Origin of the sequence: Corynebacterium meridianum (assembly GCF_016342265.1) — a bacterium.
Lineage (GTDB): Bacteria > Actinomycetota > Actinomycetes > Mycobacteriales > Mycobacteriaceae > Corynebacterium > Corynebacterium meridianum.
The window spans coordinates 394,359-410,042 of sequence record NZ_JAEIOS010000011.1 but is presented as its reverse complement, the minus strand read 5'-3'; the positions used below and the strand labels follow the sequence as shown (position 1 = coordinate 410,042).

The following is a 15,684-nucleotide window of genomic DNA, read 5'->3' as shown; positions in this document are numbered from 1 at the left end:
TTGGTTGGCGGTGCTCCACCGACCGGACTCCAACCCAGGTGAGCCTGAACCGACCGACTACACTCGACACCTATGAGTTCACCTACCAGCACCGGTACCGGACAGCCCGCATCCGGCCACGTCACCCTCATCGGCGGCGGGCCGGGAGCCCACGACCTCATCACCGTCAGGGGCATGAATCGCCTCCGGGCCGCCGACGTCATCGTCGCCGACCATCTCGGACCGACCGACCAGCTGGACCAGCTCTGCGACCTGAGCGGCAAGGAGGTCATCGACGCATCGAAGCTGCCGTACGGCAAGCAGATGGCGCAGGAGAAGATCAACGAGCTGCTGATCACCCACGCCCGCGCCGGGCGCACCGTCGCCCGACTCAAGGGCGGGGACCCCTACGTCTTCGGCCGCGGATTCGAGGAACTCGTCGCCTGCCGCGAGGCGGGGATCCAGTGCGAGGTCGTCCCCGGAGTGACCAGCGCGGTGTCGGTTCCCGCCGCCGCCGACGTCCCGGTCACCCAGCGCGGCGTCGTGCATTCCTTCACCGTGGTCTCCGGGCACGTGCCGCCCGGGCACCCCAAGTCACTCGTCGACTATGACGCTCTGGCCCGTACCGGTGGCACCCTCGTCGTGATCATGGGGGTGAAGAACTCCCCGGCCATCGCGACCGCACTCATAGCCGCCGGGCGCGGTCCGGAGACCCCGGTGGCCGTGATCCAGGAGGGGACCACGGCGCGGGAGCGCAGTTTCCGGGGTGTTCTCGGCGGTCTCGGCGCGCTGATATCCGACAACGGGGTCACCCCGCCCGCCGTCATCGTCATCGGAGAGGTGGCCGGCCTGTGACCGCGCGTGGAACCGGTCCCGGTGCCCGGGAGATCACCACTCCTGTGGCCGCCTCCGCCCTCGGCTGGCCGCTCGCGGTGCTCTCGGCGTTGCAGCTGATGGTGGTCCTCGACGGCACGGTGGTCAATCTCGCGCTCGCGCGTATCCAGATCGAGCTGGGCCTCACGGACAACCTCCGCTCCTGGGTCGTCACGTCCTACGCCCTGGCCTACGGCGGCCTCCTCCTGCTCGGTGGGAGGCTCGGTGACACCTTCGGCCGGAAGCGGGTGTTCCTCACCGGTGTCGGGCTGTTCACCCTCGCCTCCCTGGCCTGCGGTCTGTCGACCACTCCGGTGATCCTGCTCGCCGCGCGGGTCATCCAGGGGATCGGTGCGGCCATCGCGTCACCCACCGCGATGGCGCTCATCGTGGTCACCTTCGCCCCGGGCAAGGCGCGGAACCAGGCGTTCTCCGTGTTCGCGATGATGACGGGCCTCGGCAGTGTGCTCGGCCTCGTCGCCGGGGGAGCCCTCACCGAAGCGAGCTGGCGGTGGATCTTCCTCATCAACGTTCCCATCGGGTTGCTGATCCTCACCGTCGGTGTGAAGGTGCTCGCCCGCACGCCCGTATTCGAACGGATCCGGCTCGACGTCCGGGGTGCGATCCTCGCCACCGGCGCGTCCACCCTCCTGGTATTCGGACTAGCGGAGGGCGGCACCGGATACTCGCCGATCGTCGTCGGCGCCCTGATCCTCGGCTTCGGAATCCTCGTCGCGTTCTTCCTCTCCCAGCGTCGGGTCCCCAACCCGGTGCTGCCGCTGCACATGTTTGCGGAGCGGTCCCGCGCGGCGGTGTTCATCTGTCTGCTGCTCGTCGGCGCGCTCATGATGGCCATGACCGTCCAGGTTGCGCTGTTCGTCCAGGAGGTCGTAGGGTACGGCCCGCTCCGGGCGGGGCTGGCGTTCATTCCCTTCGCCTTCGCACTCGGAGCGGGAAGCTGGATCGCCGGACTCGTCGTGGAGCGGACTGCGCCCCGGTTCATCATCGCCACGGGCGGCCTCATTCTGGTCGCCGGATTCGTCTACGGGTCGACCCTCGGTGTGGACACCACCTACTTCCCTGATCTCCTCGTTCCCATCCTCATCATCGGGTTCGGTATCGGTGTCGTGCTCATTCCGCTGACCCTGTCGGTCGTCGCGGGTGTCAAACCCATGGATGTCGGTCCACTGACCGCCACGTCGCTGGTGTCGCAGACTCTCGGTGGACCGCTCGGGCTCGCGGCGGTGACCGCGTTCGCGGAGTACCGTGCCCGGTCGGTTCTCGGTTCCGCCTTCGACCGGATCGACCGGGCGGCCCTCGATGACGCGTCGCGTGCCGCGCTCGGAACGGGCTACACCTCATCACTGCTGATCTGCGCCGGTCTGGCGATCACAGTCGTGGTGATCTCCCTGGTGTTCGTACGCTTCACCCCGGAGCAGATCCGCGAGGGCCGCGAGGCCGAGAAGGCCAGCACCCTGGGCTAGCCGAGGGGCATCGATCCCACCGTGTGAGCCCGGTTCGCCGGTGGGGGATCCGCCGGAATGAAGCCCCGGGGATGAACCGTCGCCCGGGGAGGCGACCGAGAGTGCCCCGGTTTCGGTGGAAGGTGTCCGGTGGCCCGTATTTCGGTCGGATCCACAGTCATCCCTGAGGCTGATTCCCTCCCGCCCGCGGGGTCCTACGATTGTCGGGTGGACCCGCACCCGATCCGAGAGACCTGCCCGATGCCGCCACCCGTCACCTGTTCCGGAGCCACCGCCGCGCTTCCGGAGCGTGTCCGCGCCGCTGTCGGCGGTCCGGCCCACGCGTTCTGCCACGTGTTCTGTGCGGCCGGGGTCATCCTCCTGGACGCCGGAGGACACACCGACACACTCTCCTCGGTCCTCTATCTCATCATCGCCTGCGTGTTGCTCGTCGGACCTGGGTACCCGGCGGTCGCCGTCGGGACCACGGGCATCGCGTTGTCGGCGGTCCTGTTGCGCGGTCTACCCGGCGGACCGGTGGTCGGCGCGGTGGCCGTGGCGTACTGTGCGTTCCTCACCGCCGCACGCATCACATCGCGTATCCGCTTCGTGTACCTCGGCGCGATGCTGTCCGGCGCCACCGTGGCCCTGTTGATGCTGTGGAACGTCTCTCGCCTCCCCGAGGGAGACAGATGGCCCGTGGTGATGCTGGTGGCGGCCCTCTTCTCGTCGTGGACCTGGGTGGCCTTCTTCTGGATGCTCGGCGATGCCTCACGTCGGCGTCGCCGCAACCTGGAGGCACTCCGCCAGCGGGCGGAACTCGCCGGAGTGGTGGAACGAACCCGCATCGCCCGCGAGATGCACGACATCGTGGCGCATTCCCTGGCCGCGGTCATCTCACTCGCAGACGGCGCCAGGTTCGCGGCACGACGGGACCCGCAGGCGGCGGTCGACACGCTGGAACTGATCGCGGAGACCTCCCGGGAATCGCTGGAGCAGATGCGGGGTCTGCTGAGTGTGCTGCGTGATGACACCGGGCGGTCGGAGTCCGCCCCACCCGGTGCCGCGGACATCCCCGGCCTGATCGCGGATGCACGGCGCAGCGGACTGGCGCTGCGTACAGAGGGGCTGGAAAAGATCCCGACGGACCTGTCCCAGCTGTCGCAGATGACTCTGTACCGGCTGGTCCAGGAGATGCTGACGAACATGCTCCGGCACGGTGACGGCACCGGGGAACTCGCCGCGACCGACACCGGCAGGGCGGTCACCGTCACCGCGACCAACCCGACCGGTCAGACGGGGAATCCCGGGGGAAGCGGCTTCGGCGTCACCGGGATGCGGGAACGCCTCGGGGCCATCGGCGGCAGCCTGGAGATCGTCGATTCGGGTGCACGGTTCGTTGTGACGGCGGTGGTGCCGAGATGATCCGGGTCGGAATCGTCGACGACCAGCCTCTGGTGCGTGCGGGTTTCGCCATGCTCATCGGCAGCCAGGACGATATGGAGGTCGTCTGGCAGGCCGGTGACGGTGACGAGATCCCCGATGGGGAATCGGGCGCCGACATCATCCTGATGGATGTCCAGATGGCCCGGACCGGTGGGATCCCGGCGACCAGGCGTGTGCTCGCGGATGACCACGGTGTCCGGGTCATCATGCTCACCACCTTCGACGATGAGCGTTTCGTCAGCGGTGCGATCGCCGCGGGAGCGTCCGGGTTCCTGTTGAAGGACGCCCAACCGGAGGAGCTTCTCGACGCCGTGCACACCGTCCACTCCGGGGCGGCGGTTCTCGCGCCGTCGGTGACCGCGGACCTGCTTGAACGACTGCGGGCACCGGGGCAGACGGGTGCGGATGCGGCCGAAGGGCAGATCCCGGGTCCGGTTCCCCTCATGGATCCGCTCACTCCGCGGGAAACCGAGATCCTGCGCCTGATCGCGCTGGGATACAACAACGACGAGATCGCCGCCCGTGAGTTCGTGTCCATGGCGACGGTGAAGACCCACATCCGGCACATTCTCGCGAAGACGGGTTCCCGGGACAGGGTCCACGCGGTTCTCCACGCCTACCGGACCGGCCTGGTGAGCCGCGCGGAACTGCTCGCTCACCCCGGGGACTGATCTCCGGGGAATCAGCGGAGGGGAGGACGTGGGTGCCCTCTCCGCCGCGGGATCGTGGAGACATGATCACAGTCAGCTCACTCACCAGAAGATACGGCGGTACGCCCGCCGTCGACGATCTGTCCTTCACCGTGCCCGACGGGCGGGTCACGGGTTTTCTCGGACCCAACGGTGCCGGAAAGTCCACCACCATGCGCATGATCTGCGGACTCGAACGCCCGGATGAGGGCACCGCTTTCATTGACGGCCGTCGCTTCACCGCGCTGCCCGCCCCGGCCCGCGCCATCGGCGCACTGCTCGATGCCTCCTGGTTCCATCCGGGGCGCAGTGGACGGGCACATCTGCGCATGATGGCGCGGGCGGGCGGTATCGACGCCGACCGGGTCGATACGGTGCTCGACCGGGTGGGCCTGAACTCCGTCGCACACAAGCGGGTCGGTGGATACAGTCTCGGCATGCGGCAGCGGCTCGGTCTCGCGTGCGCTTTGCTCGGCGACCCCGGCCACGTCATACTCGACGAACCCGTCAACGGGCTCGATCCGGAGGGGGTCATCTGGATGCGCCGGATGATCCGGCAGCTCGCGGAGGAGGGACGGGCTGTGCTGGTGTCCTCGCACCTGCTCTCCGAGATGTCGGTGACCACTGACCGGCTCGTGATCATCGGACGGGGAAGGCTCATCGCCGAGGGGCCGCTGTCGGACTTCGTCGGGGATGCGGTGCACGAGATCAGGTGCACCGACACAGACGCCGTCGTCCGGGTCCTCGCCGAGCACGACATCACCGCCGACCGTGCGCCAGACGGACTGATCACCGTCAACGCGGACACCACGACCACTGAGCGCATCGCACGGCTGTGTCAGGGGACGGGAATCGTGATCACACACCTGGCCTCCCGGGAGCGGTCCCTCGAAGACGTCTTCCTCACCGCGACAGCTGACACCACCACCTACAGGAGCGCCTGATCATGACCGCCTCAACCCCGGTTTGCCAGACGACCGGAACAGACCGACGGCCCGGTTACGGAGGACTGCTCGCCGCCGTGATCACCGAACTGACCTCGGTGCGCAGCCACCTGGTATTCCTCGCCGCCGTGATACTGGTGATTCCGGCTTTCGCGGTCGGGATGCGACTCGTCCAGAACGACGGGCCGCTGACTCTCCGCGACCTCACTGTCGGCACCGATCTGTCGTTCCTCATCGCGGGCTTCGCCGCAGCGGCGATCATCGGGGGCACCTACCGGCACCACTCCATCGCCTGGATGTGGATGATGGACAACAGGAGAGGCCGGGGTACCGCCCTCCGTGTCGGGGTCGTGCTGATCGGCGCTCTCGCCGGGCTTGCGCTGGGACTGGCGCTCGCCTGCGGTGCCGTTCTCCTCATCGGCGACACCCTACCCACCGATATCCCGGGTGAGCAGCTCCGGGAGTTCCGGTTCGACCTGATCAAGTTCGTCACCGCGGTTGTCCTCACCGCGCTTCTCGCGGTGATCACCCGTTCCACGGTGCTCGCATCCCTGATCTTCGCCGCCGATGTCTTCGTCATCGAGGCGATGGTCTACGCTCTGCCCGTCCAGGCGCTCAAGGACGTCGGTTGGGTCCTGCCCTTCCTCTCGGGACAGATAGCCAACGGAAGCTCCATCCCGGGCATCACGGCCACGCCACTCCAGGGCGGTGTCGCGTTGGCCTGCTGGGTGGTCGTTCTGGGGGGACTCGCGTGGTGGTCCGACACCAGACGTGCGATCCGCTGACCGAAGCCGGTACCGGGAGGCCGGGCTTCTCCCGGGCACCGGCGAAACGAAGCCCGGTCACCGCGTGGAGTGCACGGGTGACCGGGCTTCGGAATCAGGAATTCCGGTTCAGATGGTGGTGTTCGGGACGATCAGGCCTTGACCGGACCATCCCACTTCGCACCGTTCTCCCAGTAGCTCTGGATGTCCTCCAGCTTGCGGCCCTTCGTTTCGGGGGCGTAGCGGAACACCGCGATGAAGGCGACGAAGGCCAGTACACCGAAGATCCCGAAGACTCCGGCACCACCGACGGCCTCCAGCAGCGACGGGAAGAGCTGCGCAACGATCGCGTTGGCGATCAGGTCAGCGGTCAGCACCAGTGACGCACCGAGGGCGCGGTAACGGGTGGGGAACAGCTCGCCCGCGTAGACCCAGACGATGGCACCGAAGCCACCGGTGAAGCCCATCGTGAACAGGACGATACCGATGAATCCGAGAACCAGGAAAGCGGTCGAGGAGTCCGCGCTCATGCGGTAGACCAGGACCAGCAGGATGTCGGCGAAGATCATGGTGCCGATGCCGCTGAGCAGGACCTTCCGGCGACCGAAGGAGTCGATGACGACCATGGAGACGAGGACGGCGGCCAGTCCGAAGGTCTGCACCACAGCGGGGAGCAGCAGCTGCTGCGCGGTTCCGTGGAACCCCATCTGCTCGAAGATCCGGGGTGCATAGTAGATGGTGGCGTTGATGCCGGTGATCTGGATGAAGAAGCCGAGGGCGATGGCGAAGATCGTGGCCCGGGAGATCGGTCCACGGAACATCTCGCCCAGACGTTTGAAGTCGTTTCCGCCACGGTTCTGGTTGACGGATTCGGATATGGACCGGAGCTCCTCCTCGGCTTCCTCCGGGGGATTGATGTTCAGCAGGACCGCCCGTGCTTCCGAGACCCGTCCCTTCAGGACGAGCCACTGCGGGGTCTCACTGATCTTCAACAGTGCTACGAACACGATGGCCGCCGGGATCGCGGCGGCGCCGAGCATCCAGCGCCAGCTCTCGAAGAAGGACAGGCCCCAACCGACGAGGTATCCGACGATGATACCGAGGACCGTGGTCACCTGGTAGGCGGTCAGGAGACCGCCACGGATCCGGTTGGGGGAGGATTCCGCGATGAACACGGGAACAACAGTGATAGACAAACCGATGGTCAAGCCAAGCAGTGCACGGAGGAACACCAGGATGCCGGCGGTCGGGGCGAAGGCGCTCGCCACGGAGAACACCACGTATCCGGCGGCGACGATGAGCATCGTCTTCTTTCGGCCTATGGCGTTCGCGAGCGGGCCGCCGGCGACGGCACCGAAGATCTGACCGATGACGACCGCGGTGGCCATGGTCGCCTGTCCGGTGGTATCAAGACCGAAGTCTTTCTCGAGGTACAGCAGCGCGGCGGCGATGTTGGAGATGTCGTAGCCGTAGGTGATTCCGAGGGCCGCCGCGGTGAGCGCGATGGCACGCCCGACCGGGGGAGCGGACTTTAGATCACTGATGAAGGACATGACTGACCTTTCAGGGTTCGCGTGCGGGTAACCGCAGGAAGAAGTGGTGGGTGAAGCTTGATCAGGGTGACGGCGATTGAAGATCGGATGGGCATCGAATCCGTATGGTGTCCGGCGTCGATGAACCCATCCGCCCACTGTCGCCGATTGAACCGTCCGGTTCAGGGAACGGGACGGGCGGTTTTCTAGGGGGAGAGGTGGATACCCGTGCCAGCCGACCTCGGACGGATCTCGCATCCGGAGGAGTCGAAGGCCCTCAGTGCGGCACCCCTGACCTGCGCATCGATACCGAGTTTCGCGGATTCGATGCGGCCCGGTGCGGGGACCACCCCGAGGTATCGGGTCAACGCCTCCCGGATGGGGGCGAGCAGTTTCTCACCGCGGGCGACCATGCCGCCGCTGATGACGATCGGGATAGGGCCGAGGGTCGCGACGACCGGAGCGAGGAATCTGCCGAGCGTCTCGCAGGCGTAGTCCGCGATTTCCATTGCTCTGTCATCGCCCCGGTCCACAAGTTCGAAGACCTCCCGCGAGCCGGAGCCCTCGGGGACGAGACCGAGACGTGCACCCCGCCGTCCGATACCGGCAGCGGAGCACACGTGCTCGAGCGGGACGAGGTCGCCGTCGTACCCGGGTACGAGTACCTGCCCTATCTCGCCGGCCCACTGCCAGGTGGTGGTGGGCTGGTGGCCGCTGATCACGACCGAGGAGATGCCAGTTCCGATGGCGAGGAAGAAGAAATCGGGATAGGCCACGCCCCACCGGGACTCGGCGAAGGCGCCACTGCGCACATCGTGTCCGAGAGTCACGGGTCGACGCAGAGCCTCCTCGAGCATCCCGGCGATCGGTTCGTTGCGCCAGCCGAGATTGGCCGAGAATACCGAGATACCGCGAACCTCGTCGATGATGCCGGGTATGTTGACGCCGACCGTGTCGACGAGGTCGACCCCGTTCGACCGGGCCCATCCAGTCAGTTCGGTCGCCGCTCCGGCGGCCGTGTCGGCGAGGCGGCGAGGGTCGGTGGGGGTGGGGATGTTGAGCTGATGATGGGTGTCACCGGAAGGATCGACGACCGCGGCCTTGATCGCGGTGCCCCCCACATCGATTCCCAGTGCCCATGGCGTTTTGGTATTCGCTTCGCGGGGTGTCGCTGACATTGTGGCTCCCGGGGTTGAGCTGAATCTATCTGCTGATTTGTGTGTGCCCATGTTGTCCCCGGCCACCGCAACACATCCCGGGCGGCCGCCTGTTGATCATCCCGAAGAACATCAGGGCCAAGCGCTAGAGTATTACCAACTGATTGTCTCCGGTGGTCATGCAGCGGAATTAAGGCCCTAGAACGGGGGTAGAGGCGGTGGTGAGCTGCGAAAACAGTGAATGTGAAGCATGGTGTGCTGATTGGTGGCTATGTAGGGCCGGGCGGAAATGTTTGATTTTGCTGTGGGGTCACTGAACGGTAATTCGGATGGCACGGGTCGCCCCGGGTGGGATGGGCGCGAAGTCCTTGCACCCTGGGCGGGTGGTTGCATGAGCGGTGGGGGTGGTCACACGACCAGTGTGAGAGACGTTCTCCCGGTGATCTCGACGGTGAGTCCGGTGGTCCCGGCGACGTCCGCGATCTCGTCCGCGCCGGTGCCGGGTCCGAGGTCATGCCCGGCCTGTGCGAGTGCCCGGGCGAGGATTCCCTTGTAGTGCTTGTTGAAATGGCTGACAACCTTCCGGGTTCCGTCCTCCCGCAGGGACTCCACGCGGACGGTGATGGCCCCCGGTAGGGGGCCGAGGGTGAGATACGCGCCGGACCGCAGATCCACGACCGGTCCCTCCGCCGGGGTCACACCCTTGAGGGCCGCGGTGATGTCTCCTCCCCACCGGGCCTTCATCGTCGGTGCTTTGGAGGGTCCGGGATCCGGGATCTTCGAGCCGGCCGAGAGTCGGTACCGGGGAATCGGGTCGGTGGCCCGGACGATCCCGAAGAGTGCCGATCCGACAGCGAGCCGGGACAGGGTGGTGGCATCCAGGGTGTCGGCGTCGAGGGCGTCGTAGAGCACGCCCGTGTACCGCCGGACCGCGGGCATCGTCGGGGCGTGCCACAGTTCACGGTTGGCGGCGATCTCGGCGTCCATCTTCGGGCTGATGCCCAGCGCCCCGCGCATCGTCGTGTCATCGAGTGCGAGCAGCGCATCGGCGATCGCGCGTCGGCGTGGGTTGAGTTCCGGGAAGGACAGTGAATCGAGGTCGAGCGGGGCACCGTCCCCACCATCTGCCTTGGTCTCGGAAGGGGGCAGCACAATGAGCATGGTCACCACCCTAACCTGTGGCGTCGGGCGGGTATATTGGCGCTCATGATCACACGCATGTCCACTCTGTTCCTGCGCACCCTGCGCGATGACCCGGCTGAGGCCGAGGTTCCCAGCCACAAGCTCCTGGTCCGCGCCGGTTACATCCGACGCGCGGCTCCCGGTGTGTACTCCTGGCTCCCGCTCGGACTGCGCACACTCCGGAAGATCGAGGGCATCGTCCGCGAGGAGATGGAGGCCATCGGGGGGCAGGAGATCTGTCTGCCGGCCCTTCTTCCCCGCGAGCCGTACGAGCAGACGGGCCGGTGGACCGAGTACGGGGACAACCTGTTCCGGCTCAAGGACCGCAAGGGCGGTGACTACCTGCTCGGACCGACGCACGAGGAGATGTTCACCGGACTGGTCAAGGACATGTACTCCTCGTACAAGGATTTCCCCGCGGTCCTCTTCCAGATTCAGACGAAGTACCGCGACGAGGAGCGCCCGCGTGCGGGGATTCTCCGCGGACGTGAGTTCACCATGAAGGACTCGTACTCCTTCGACATGGATGACGCAGGGCTGGACGCCGCCTACCGGAGGCACCGTCAGGCGTACATCAACTCCTTCGACCGCATGGGCATCGAGTACGTCATCTGCGCCGCCACGTCGGGCGCGATGGGGGGATCGGCCTCCGAGGAGTTCCTCGCCGTCTGCGAGAACGGCGAGGACACCTTCGTCCGTGCCACGGAGGGTGACTACGCGGCGAATGCGGAGGCCGTGATCACTCCGCGGGCCGAGGAGAGGCCCATCGACGGTCAGCCCGCAGCGCTGGAGTACGACAGTCCGGACTGCGAGACCATCGACAAGCTGGTCGACTGGGCCAACGGCGCGGGAATCAACGTCGACGGTCGTGAGGTCACCGCCGCGGACACGCTGAAGTGCATCGTGGTGAAGATCACCCGTCCGGGTGAGGAACCGGAACTGACCGGCATTCTCGTTCCTGGCGACCGCGAGGTCGACATGAAGCGGCTGGAGGCATCCGTCGAGCCGGCCGCCGTGGAACTCGCGTCCGACAGGGATTTCGCCACCACCCCGTTCCTGGTCAAGGGGTATGTCGGTCCACGTGGACTGGCCGCCAACGGGGTGCCGGTTCTCGCCGACCCGCGGGTCGTCTCCGGGACGTCCTGGATCACGGGTGCCGATGCGGAGGGGCGCCACGTGGTCAACTGTGTCGCGGGCCGGGACTTCACCCCGGACGGTCACATCGAGGCCGCCGAGATCCGCGAGGGGGATCCCGCACCGGACGGCCAGGGCTCACTGCGCCTCGCCCGGGGCATCGAGATCGGCCACATCTTCCAGCTCGGGCGCAAGTACTCCGAGGCCCTTGAGCTGCAGATCCTGGACGAGAACGGCAAGCGATCCGTACCCACCATGGGATCCTACGGAATCGGCATCTCGCGCCTGGTCGCGGTCATCGCCGAGCAGCGTTACGACGACAAGGGACTGAACTGGCCCGTGTCGGTCGCCCCGTACCAGGTGCACGTCGTCGTGGCGAACAAGAACGCCGAGGCCGCCGAGGCCGCCGAGAGGCTCGCGGGGGAGCTCTCGGATTCCGGCATCGAGGTGATCTTCGACGACCGCCCGAAGGTGAGTCCGGGTGTGAAGTTCAAGGACTCCGAGTTGCTGGGCATGCCGTTCGTCGTCGTCCTCGGGCGCAGCTTCGCCGACGGCGTGGTGGAGCTGCGGATCCGCGAGTCCGGCGAGGTCCGGGAGGTTCCCGTGGCTGACATTCTCGACGAAGTCAGGAATCTTGTCTGACAACTAGAGATCTCGTGGGACTCAAGCTGAAAAAACGGCGGAAGAATCTCTCTTCCGCCGTTTTCCTGTCTGACACGCTGGCGCTAGTGTTGAATTGAAGGGTGTCGCCACAGAGCGGCTCTTCCCACCGGTCTCCAACCGGTGATCAGGATCCCCGAGGAGAAAGGACGGCCCCCGCCATGGAGGTCATCATCCAACCGGACGCCGAGTCCGTCGCGCGCGTCGCCGCCGACGTTTTCACCGACTACGCCCGTCGCGAATCCGCCACCCTGGGGCTGGCCACCGGCTCCACGCCGCTGGCCATGTACCTGGAGCTCATCCGCAGGCACCGTGACGAAGGCCTCAGCTTCGCCCGCTGCCGCGCCTTCCTCCTCGACGAGTACGTCGGCCTGCCCCGCACCCACGAACAGAGCTACTACCGTTTCATCAGGGACAACTTCACCTCGCACATCGACATTCCGGACGATGACGTGCACAGCCCCGACGGCCTGGCCGATGATCCGACGGCGGCCGGTCTCGCCTACGACCGGGCGATCGCTGAGGCCGGGGGAGTGGATGTCCAGCTTCTCGGTATCGGCACCGACGGTCACATCGGGTTCAATGAGCCCGGTTCGTCGCTCCGTTCCCGAACCCGGTTGAAGACCCTCCATCCGCAGACCATCGCGGACAACGCCCGGTTCTTCGGTGACGACGAGAGCCAGGTTCCCCACCATGTGCTGACCCAGGGACTCGGGACGATCAGCGATGCGGGCCATCTGCTCCTGCTGGCCACCGGATCCGGCAAGGCTGACGCCGTGGCGGCGACGGTCGAGGGGCCGGTTTCCGCGCTGTGCCCCGCATCGATACTCCAGTTCCACCAGCACGCGACCGTCATCGTCGACGAGGAGGCAGGGAGCGGACTGGCAAACGCGGACTACTACCGCTACGCGTTCGAAAACAAGCCCGCCTGGCAGCACATCTGACGGCTCCGGAAAGGCGTCACCCGAGATCGAACAGCCCCGTGGAGGCGGGATCCGTCCCCGCAGCCGCCAGAAGCGGTGCCGACCGCAGCGCCGCGGTCGAACCCGCGAGGACGCACCACACGCGCCACACAGGCTGTTCGGCGGTCGTCGCATTCGCCTGCCACATGAACACGGAGTCGGTCTCGATGCTGACGGCTGTCGCGAGCGCTGAGCCCGTGTCGGTCGGCGCCTTGCCCTCAGGCATCCCGTAGCCGGCAGCGGGCACGGGTAGCCGGGACTCCGGAACCCCGGACAACAGTTCACGCAGCTGTTCCGCCAGCTCCCGGTGTCCCGCCACCGCCTCCCCGATCGATGCCGCCACCGGTGGATCGGCCCACGCCTGCGCGACTTCGAGACCGTAGATCGCAGAGTACTGCCACTCCAGCGCCCGCAGGGCCGCCTCCAGATCGGCCGAATCCGGGTCGAACTCGGCCTGATCGACGAGACCTCTGACGGTCGACGACTCCGGCTCGGGCGTCGTTCCGGTGAGCACGGCGAGTTCGCCGTGCATTCGGGCGAGTTTCAGCACCGACTCCTGCGGTACGGACGCGACCTCACGGGCGATCAGCTCCGCGGATTCCGGAAGGACGTCCGCGGCCCCGATGGTCGCTGAAACCGTCGCATCCGTCGCTTCCGGCACGGTGCAGGAATCGGGGACCGTCCCGTCCTCCAGGACACCGCACAGCCTCCGGATCTCGGCATCGAGCGCCTCGGCGTGCCGCTCCCGTACCTCCGCGCCCCGGGGATCGGTGCCGGAGAGTTTCGCCACATTCGCGTGCGCGTCGGCCGACAGCGTGGAGAGCGTCGGGTCGGCTTCCGGTGTCGGACTGATCGTGCAGGCGGCGAGCCCCCCGGCGAGAAAAAGCGTGGCGACGGGGGTGGTCATTGTGCGGCTTGGGCTGCGGAGTTTCACGGCGCATCAGTGTACCCGGGTCGGTGCCCCGGCACGGTAGGGTTGGGCCCATGGCATTTCCAACTGAACAAGTCCTGGCCGATCTGGTCGCACCGGTCGCGGAGGAACACTCTCTCGATGTCGAGCGGGTCCGGGTGAATCGGGCCGGCTCGAAGTCCTCCGTCACCGTCGCCCTCGACGGGGAGGAGCGTCCCGATCTCGACCTTCTGGAGAACGTGTCCCGGGAGATCTCCGCCGTATTCGACGCCGCGGAGGAACGGGGCGACATCGATTTCGGTGGGCAGGGATACACGCTCGAGGTTGGAACGCCCGGAGTTGACCACCCACTGACCCATCCCAGGCACTGGCGTCGCAACCGGGGCCGGCTCGTCGCACTCACCAGGAACGGAAAGACGGAGTTCGGGCGTGTCGGTGCCCTCGACGAAACGGAGAGCTCGGTCATCCTCATCCGCAGGCCGGAGAAGGGACTCAGGGACGTCCGTATCGACGTCCTACAGCTCTCGGAGATTGGAGCCGGTACCACCGCGGTGGTAGAAATTGAGTTCTCACAACCGCCGGCGGCAGAAGCCGCGCTGGCGGAACTCAGTTACGGAGACGCGCTTACCAAGCGAGAGGAAGACAAGTGAATATTGATGTAGCTGCACTGAGGAGCATCGAGAAGGAACGCGGAATCAGCGTCAACGACATGCTCACCACGATCGGCCGGGCTCTCCTGCAGGCCTATCACATGCACACCGGGGACTCCTCCGGGGAGAATACCCGGGCCCGGATCGACATCGACCCCGCCACCGGATCCGTCGCGGTCATCGTCACCGAGTTCGACGACGAGGGGGAGGTCGTGTCCGAGTTCGACGACACACCCAACAACTTCGCCCGGGTGTCTGCGGGAGCCGTTCGCGAAGCGATCATCCGCCGCATGCGTGACGCGGAGAATGAACGCGCCTTCGGGGAGTACTCGGAGTTCGAGGGCAAGGTCATCAGCGGCATCGTGCAGGCCGACGCCCGGGCCAACGAGCGGGGCATAGTCGTCGTGCGCCTCGGCACCGAGATTGACGGGCAGGATGGCGTCCTGCTGCCTGCGGAGCAGATCCCCGGGGAGAAACTGAAGCATGGTGACAGGGTGAAGTGCTACATCGTCGGGGTTACCAAGGGACAGCGCAATCTGCAGATCAACCTCTCGCGGACCCATCCTGAACTGGTCCGTCGCCTGTTCGAACTGGAGGTGCCGGAGGTCGCCGACGGTTCCGTCGAGATCACCGGGATCGCACGGGAGGCCGGGCACCGGTCCAAGATCGCCGTCCGTGCGACCGTCAAGGGGCTCAACGCCAAGGGTGCCTGCATCGGGCCCCGCGGACAACGCGTCTCCAACGTCATGGGTGAACTGGACGGCGAGAAACTCGACATAATCGATTATTCCGGGGATCCGGCGGAGTTCGTCGGTAATGCCCTCGCGCCGTCGAAGGTGGTGCGCGTCGAGGTGATAGATCCTGAAATGCAGGTCGCCCGGGTGACCGTGCCCGACTACCAGCTCTCGCTGGCGATCGGAAAAGAAGGGCAGAACGCACGTCTCGCGGCCCGCCTCACTGGTTGGAAGATCGACATCCACTCGGACGCGGACACCGACGAACGCTGAACGAAGGTCCGGTACGTCCGATCGCCCGCGGAGAAGCACATCGCTGTCGTTCAGTGGGTTCCTTTTCGCGCAGCCCGCCCGCTCGCCCCGTCCCCGGGGGAGTCGGGCGGGTTCACATTTGCGGGCGTTTTCGCGTAGGGTTGTATAAGGCCCGTGCCGACGAAGGCGCATGGCCTCGGGCTTCTCTGGTCACACCTGTCTCGAATTGAAGGCTGCGTGGCCAGGGGTTCCCGGGACATGACCATGACATTGTGACATTGTCGCATTGTCACATCGTCACCATCGGAGGATCATCACCCGATGGAAGCGTGAGGCGACACCAAAGTACGTCG

14 protein-coding genes are annotated in these 15,684 nt (G+C 66.4%); 10 read left to right on the top strand and 4 right to left on the bottom strand.

The annotated features are described in order from the left end of the window. Positions 1-72: 72 nt before the first annotated feature. The 6 genes from cobA (at position 73) to JDV75_RS05050 (ending at position 6,179) form a co-directional block, all read left to right on the top strand. Positions 73-834 carry a uroporphyrinogen-III C-methyltransferase gene (cobA, locus tag JDV75_RS05075; RefSeq protein WP_198738145.1) on the top strand — a complete coding sequence of 254 codons (762 nt, stop codon included), beginning with the start codon at positions 73-75 and terminating at the stop codon, positions 832-834. Further along, positions 831-2,336, top strand: a complete 1,506-nt coding sequence (locus JDV75_RS05070) for an MFS transporter (RefSeq protein WP_336244298.1) — start codon at positions 831-833, stop codon at positions 2,334-2,336. Before cobA ends, JDV75_RS05070 begins: the two co-directional genes overlap by 4 nt. Before the next feature lie 240 nt (positions 2,337-2,576). Next, the gene (locus JDV75_RS05065; protein ID WP_198738144.1) at positions 2,577-3,740 is read left to right on the top strand and encodes a sensor histidine kinase; all 1,164 of its coding nucleotides are present in this window, start codon (positions 2,577-2,579) and stop codon (positions 3,738-3,740) included. After that, positions 3,737-4,432: a response regulator gene (locus JDV75_RS05060; RefSeq protein ID WP_198738143.1), complete on the top strand. Its 696-nt coding sequence runs from the start codon at positions 3,737-3,739 to the stop codon at positions 4,430-4,432. Before JDV75_RS05065 ends, JDV75_RS05060 begins: the two co-directional genes overlap by 4 nt. Before the next feature lie 62 nt (positions 4,433-4,494). Then, entirely contained in the window at positions 4,495-5,394 is a 900-nt protein-coding gene (locus JDV75_RS05055) for an ABC transporter ATP-binding protein (protein ID WP_198738142.1), read from the top strand. Between the two features lie 2 nt (positions 5,395-5,396). Continuing rightward, complete coding sequence (locus JDV75_RS05050) at positions 5,397-6,179, top strand: hypothetical protein (protein ID WP_198738141.1); 783 nt, start codon at positions 5,397-5,399, stop codon at positions 6,177-6,179. A 131-nt stretch (positions 6,180-6,310) separates the two neighbouring features. Here JDV75_RS05050 and JDV75_RS05045 read toward each other — a convergent pair whose 3' ends face one another. The 3 genes from JDV75_RS05045 to JDV75_RS05035 form a co-directional block, all read right to left on the bottom strand. Continuing rightward, complete coding sequence (locus JDV75_RS05045) at positions 6,311-7,711, bottom strand: sugar porter family MFS transporter (RefSeq protein WP_198738140.1); 1,401 nt, start codon at positions 7,709-7,711, stop codon at positions 6,311-6,313. 185 nt (positions 7,712-7,896) lie between these two features. Then, complete coding sequence (locus JDV75_RS05040; protein ID WP_198738139.1) at positions 7,897-8,868, bottom strand: ROK family protein; 972 nt, start codon at positions 8,866-8,868, stop codon at positions 7,897-7,899. 387 nt (positions 8,869-9,255) lie between these two features. Then, positions 9,256-10,008, bottom strand: a complete 753-nt coding sequence (locus JDV75_RS05035) for a YaaA family protein (RefSeq protein WP_198738138.1) — start codon at positions 10,006-10,008, stop codon at positions 9,256-9,258. Between the two features lie 45 nt (positions 10,009-10,053). Between JDV75_RS05035 and JDV75_RS05030 the strand changes: the two genes are divergently transcribed. Next, positions 10,054-11,805 carry a proline--tRNA ligase gene (locus JDV75_RS05030; protein ID WP_198738137.1) on the top strand — a complete coding sequence of 584 codons (1,752 nt, stop codon included), beginning with the start codon at positions 10,054-10,056 and terminating at the stop codon, positions 11,803-11,805. Between the two features lie 179 nt (positions 11,806-11,984). Next, a complete protein-coding gene (nagB, locus tag JDV75_RS05025; RefSeq protein WP_198738136.1) occupies positions 11,985-12,767 on the top strand; it encodes a glucosamine-6-phosphate deaminase in 783 nt (260 codons plus the stop codon). Between the two features lie 16 nt (positions 12,768-12,783). On the opposite strand, the gene JDV75_RS12205 is transcribed toward nagB, so the two are convergent. Then, a complete protein-coding gene (locus JDV75_RS12205; RefSeq protein ID WP_198738135.1) occupies positions 12,784-13,719 on the bottom strand; it encodes a DUF4439 domain-containing protein in 936 nt (311 codons plus the stop codon). Between the two features lie 50 nt (positions 13,720-13,769). On the opposite strand from JDV75_RS12205, the gene rimP reads away from it, so the two are divergent. Together rimP and nusA are read left to right on the top strand one after the other, a co-directional pair. Then, the gene (rimP, locus tag JDV75_RS05015; protein WP_198738134.1) at positions 13,770-14,345 is read left to right on the top strand and encodes a ribosome maturation factor RimP; all 576 of its coding nucleotides are present in this window, start codon (positions 13,770-13,772) and stop codon (positions 14,343-14,345) included. Beyond that, positions 14,342-15,352, top strand: a complete 1,011-nt coding sequence (nusA, locus tag JDV75_RS05010; RefSeq protein ID WP_198738133.1) for a transcription termination factor NusA — start codon at positions 14,342-14,344, stop codon at positions 15,350-15,352. Before rimP ends, nusA begins: the two co-directional genes overlap by 4 nt. Positions 15,353-15,684 lie beyond the last annotated feature (332 nt).

What these genes read in the sequence shown, in the direction of transcription:
- cobA (WP_198738145.1), top strand. Translation starts at nt 73, where the DNA reads ATGAGTTCACCTACCAGCACCGGTACCGGACAGCCCGCATCCGGCCAC.
- JDV75_RS05065 (WP_198738144.1), top strand. Translation starts at nt 2,577, where the DNA reads ATGCCGCCACCCGTCACCTGTTCCGGAGCCACCGCCGCGCTTCCGGAG.
- JDV75_RS05060 (WP_198738143.1), top strand. Translation starts at nt 3,737, where the DNA reads ATGATCCGGGTCGGAATCGTCGACGACCAGCCTCTGGTGCGTGCGGGT.
- JDV75_RS05055 (WP_198738142.1), top strand. Translation starts at nt 4,495, where the DNA reads ATGATCACAGTCAGCTCACTCACCAGAAGATACGGCGGTACGCCCGCC.
- JDV75_RS05050 (WP_198738141.1), top strand. Translation starts at nt 5,397, where the DNA reads ATGACCGCCTCAACCCCGGTTTGCCAGACGACCGGAACAGACCGACGG.
- JDV75_RS05045 (WP_198738140.1), bottom strand. Translation starts at nt 7,711, where the DNA reads ATGTCCTTCATCAGTGATCTAAAGTCCGCTCCCCCGGTCGGGCGTGCC.
- JDV75_RS05040 (WP_198738139.1), bottom strand. Translation starts at nt 8,868, where the DNA reads ATGTCAGCGACACCCCGCGAAGCGAATACCAAAACGCCATGGGCACTG.
- JDV75_RS05035 (WP_198738138.1), bottom strand. Translation starts at nt 10,008, where the DNA reads ATGCTCATTGTGCTGCCCCCTTCCGAGACCAAGGCAGATGGTGGGGAC.
- JDV75_RS05030 (WP_198738137.1), top strand. Translation starts at nt 10,054, where the DNA reads ATGATCACACGCATGTCCACTCTGTTCCTGCGCACCCTGCGCGATGAC.
- nagB (WP_198738136.1), top strand. Translation starts at nt 11,985, where the DNA reads ATGGAGGTCATCATCCAACCGGACGCCGAGTCCGTCGCGCGCGTCGCC.
- rimP (WP_198738134.1), top strand. Translation starts at nt 13,770, where the DNA reads ATGGCATTTCCAACTGAACAAGTCCTGGCCGATCTGGTCGCACCGGTC.